At 39.1% G+C, this 3,380-nt stretch carries 4 protein-coding genes and 1 pseudogene; 2 read left to right on the top strand and 3 right to left on the bottom strand.

The window, feature by feature from the left end:
• Positions 1–307: 307 nt before the first annotated feature.
• Entirely contained in the window at positions 308–679 is a 372-nt protein-coding gene (locus tag MF4640_RS18315) for an AAA family ATPase (protein WP_078390463.1), read from the bottom strand.
• Between the two features lie 196 nt (positions 680–875).
• On the opposite strand from MF4640_RS18315, the gene MF4640_RS18320 reads away from it, so the two are divergent.
• Positions 876–1,079, top strand: a complete 204-nt coding sequence (locus MF4640_RS18320) for an amino acid transport protein (RefSeq protein WP_078390464.1) — start codon at positions 876–878, stop codon at positions 1,077–1,079.
• On the opposite strand, the gene MF4640_RS18325 is transcribed toward MF4640_RS18320, so the two are convergent.
• Positions 1,076–1,543: a hypothetical protein gene (locus MF4640_RS18325; protein WP_078390465.1), complete on the bottom strand. Its 468-nt coding sequence runs from the start codon at positions 1,541–1,543 to the stop codon at positions 1,076–1,078. The genes MF4640_RS18320 and MF4640_RS18325 overlap by 4 nt on opposite strands.
• 143 nt (positions 1,544–1,686) lie before the next feature.
• Positions 1,687–2,907, bottom strand: a complete 1,221-nt coding sequence (locus MF4640_RS18330; RefSeq protein WP_078390466.1) for an MFS transporter — start codon at positions 2,905–2,907, stop codon at positions 1,687–1,689.
• A gap of 104 nt (positions 2,908–3,011) precedes the next feature.
• On the opposite strand from MF4640_RS18330, the pseudogene MF4640_RS18335 reads away from it, so the two are divergent.
• A pseudogene (locus MF4640_RS18335) lies at positions 3,012–3,254 on the top strand (AraC family ligand binding domain-containing protein); the annotation flags it as partial.
• Positions 3,255–3,380: the final 126 nt, after the last annotated feature.

Consider the following 3,380-nt stretch of genomic DNA (forward strand, 5'->3'; position numbering starts at 1 on the left):
GAGATCCATGCACGTGTAGCAGTCCTTAACAGATTTACGGAATTAGGTCGACCACTTACCCAAGTTACGCCTTAAATTTGGCTCAATTAGGGGCGCTTTGCATTTCAAATCTTTGTGCAACAAAGCCTCTCATAACTATAATGAGTTTTCCTATATATACTCTCAACTATAGGATTTGACATATAAGATCTTGGTTTTCTTTCATCAAATTTATTAACAATAAAAGGCTTTGTTGCACAAAGATTTCATAACTATATGATTTTAAAAGTTTTGATTATTTTTTGATCCAAAATTAAATTTATTTAAATCAGATGCTTACATATTTATGCAACAAAGCCACAATAAAATCATAAAGTTCATCTAAATTTAAATCCAAATCCAAGAAAATATTTTTCATTTCAACTGGAAAACAATCACTAATAGTTTTATAGAATCCATTGATCCAATCTTTATCTATATTTATCGTACCATATACTGTTTCAACACTTGCATATTCAAAATCAATAAACCTAATTTCATTAAACTTCTTACTTAATATCTTATACAACAAGTTCATTATTGCCGTTTTACCAGATCCATTTTCAGCTATTAAAATTTTCGCTTTATTATTAAAACCAACATTCACATCTTTATAACCATGCAAATTCTTAATATTAAAGCTCTTTATTGGATAGTTCATATGCAACTCATATCTAATTTATTTTAACAATGATTTTTAAAGTATTTCCGAAAATTAATTCTAATATTAAACAAATATTTTTCAATTATTTTTTCATTAATTTCACCTTATTAACATAAAATTTCATTCTTTTTCTATTCTTTTAAGAATCTTGGCATAATATCTGCCAGAGAATAACAATGCATGAAACATCATCATGAACACCACTCAACTCTTTCTAGGCGTGATCTTTAGCTCAATTGGTTTAGGCTATTTTCTCTATGGAAAAAAACAAAAAATGACTGTGCCCTTTGTTGCTGGTCTGGTTTTAATGGTTTTCCCTTATTTTATAGAAAGTAATTTCTTGCTCAGTGGCATTGGGATTCTGCTGTCTGTCATTCCCTATTTTTTACGTTTTTAATGCAATTGAGCCGCTTCAAGCGATTCAAATTGAATGTCGACCACATTCCAGTGGTGCATCACCTCACGTAAAAACACAAAGTAAACCAGACTGAATACCCCCTGTTCTGCCACTTTACAGACATAATACTCCCGACGCTCGATAAACTCGTTAAAGCCGCTTTCAAGCTGTACTCGGTCTATACTGTGCTGATTCTGGAAAAATAAAGTCAGAACTTGCTGAAATAAATCATCAGCACTGATTGCATTTTTGGGCTGACCATAATGAATTGGAACCGACTCTAATATTTCTTCAATTACATAAATCATCAATTCGATGGCAAGTTCATCCAGCACCCCATGCCGCATACTATTCGACTGTATGAATCGTAAACCTTTATCAATCTGAAAGTGCTGTCCATCTAGTTCAAAACTCAACTGCTCCAAGCCTAAGGAAAATTTTATTACAGCATCGGGAGTAGTCATGGCATTCATCCTCCAGAATCAAAGCACACAAAGATTGAGTGCATCGAGCATTTAATGACAACACCCCTACTCAAATCCAAACGCGCCATCCTATTCTTTATACAAGATAACGCGTCTAAACCTAAAGTTCTGCGGTATTCAGTTTAGTTTGCTTGGGTTTTCGGTAAAAAGAAGGTCGCTAAACCGAGTAAAGGCAATAACGCACACACGCCAAATACCCATTCAATGCCGTTGACGTCAGCCAAATATCCTAAGCCTGCTGCGGCGATACCACTTACACCGAACATTAAACCAAACATTAACCCTGCAATCATGCCAACTCGTCCCGGAACAGCCTCTTGTGCATAGACCACCATGGCAGCAAAGGCAGAGGAAAGTACTAAACCTGTGATAATCGACAGTACAGTCGTCCAAAATAGATTGGCATGCGGCATCATCAACGCAAACGGCGCCATGCCGACAAAAGACACCCAAATCACCGCTTTACGCCCAATTCGATCTCCAATCGGCCCACCAGCAAATGTACCCAGAGCCACCGCAGCCAAAAAGGCAAAGAGATGTAACTGCGCACTTTGTAAACTGAGCTGAAACTTGTGCATTAAATAAAAAGTGAAATAGTTACTGATGCTGGCGATGTAAGTAAATTTAGCAAACATCAACACGCAAATGGTCGACAGCGCGATGACGAGTTGACGCCCATGCAGTTTGCTTTGCACTTGATGCGCTTTGGCAGCCAATTGTTTTTTACTGTGACTGATGCTCCAACGGCTGACACCGAACAGAACCCAAATCGCAAGTAAAGCAAATACAATCAACCATGCCACGGCATGCTGCCCAAAAGGCACAATAATCAGCGCGGCCAATAAAGGCCCAATCGCTGTACCTGTATTGCCACCGACCTGAAAGGTCGATTGTGCTGTGCCAAAGCGCCCACCCGAAGCCATACGTGCTACACGTGAGGCTTCAGGGTGAAAGGTCGAAGATCCTACACCAATCAATGCCGAGGCCATGAGCAGTACAATAAAATTTGGTGAAAATGCCAACAGCAAAATGCCGCTAAAAGTCACCACCATACCGAGTGGGAGCAGATAAGGTTTCGGATGTTTGTCGGTATAGAGTCCAATCCAAGGTTGCAGTAGCGATGCCGTAATTTGATAGACCAATGAAATCAGTCCGACTTGCGCAAAGCTTAAGGAAAAATTGGTTTTCAGCATTGGATAAATGGCTGGCAAAACGGCTTGAATCAAGTCATTCAGTAGATGCGCAACCGCCACCGCTCCCACCACTTTTATAATCATACCTTGCGGTTGCTCATTGATTGTAGCTTCGCCCATACCCTCTTTCATTTGAATTGAAGACGACATCCCTCGCAAACTCCATGTATTTTTCATCAGGCATTGATTGTAAAATGTCATTCATAAGACTATCTTCCAATAATCATTGTATAACTGACAATTTTAAACTGCACATGCCAAATTCTCTGATTCAAACCGAAATGTCCGAATTGGTGATTGGGCTTTCTTCTGAGCATACCTACCGAGAGATTACCCCTACGCATACCCATTCGCGAGCGCAGTTTCTGTATGCTTCGACAGGGATGATTCAAGTGTTCACCCCAAACCACGTTTGGATCGTGCCGCCGATGTGCGCGCTATGGATTCCGACCCATGTCGAGCATAGTGTGATTTCATTAAGCCGAGTTAAACTCAATATAGTCAAACTACTTTATTATTCATACAGGATTCGAAAAAAACTTGAAATAACTCATCGACTGAATCGATCAACCATTCTTTACGCTTACGTTTAACCCATGCCCACATCTGTTCTATAGGATTTA

Source organism: Acinetobacter sp. MF4640, assembly GCF_002018895.1.
Lineage (GTDB): Bacteria > Pseudomonadota > Gammaproteobacteria > Pseudomonadales > Moraxellaceae > Acinetobacter > Acinetobacter johnsonii.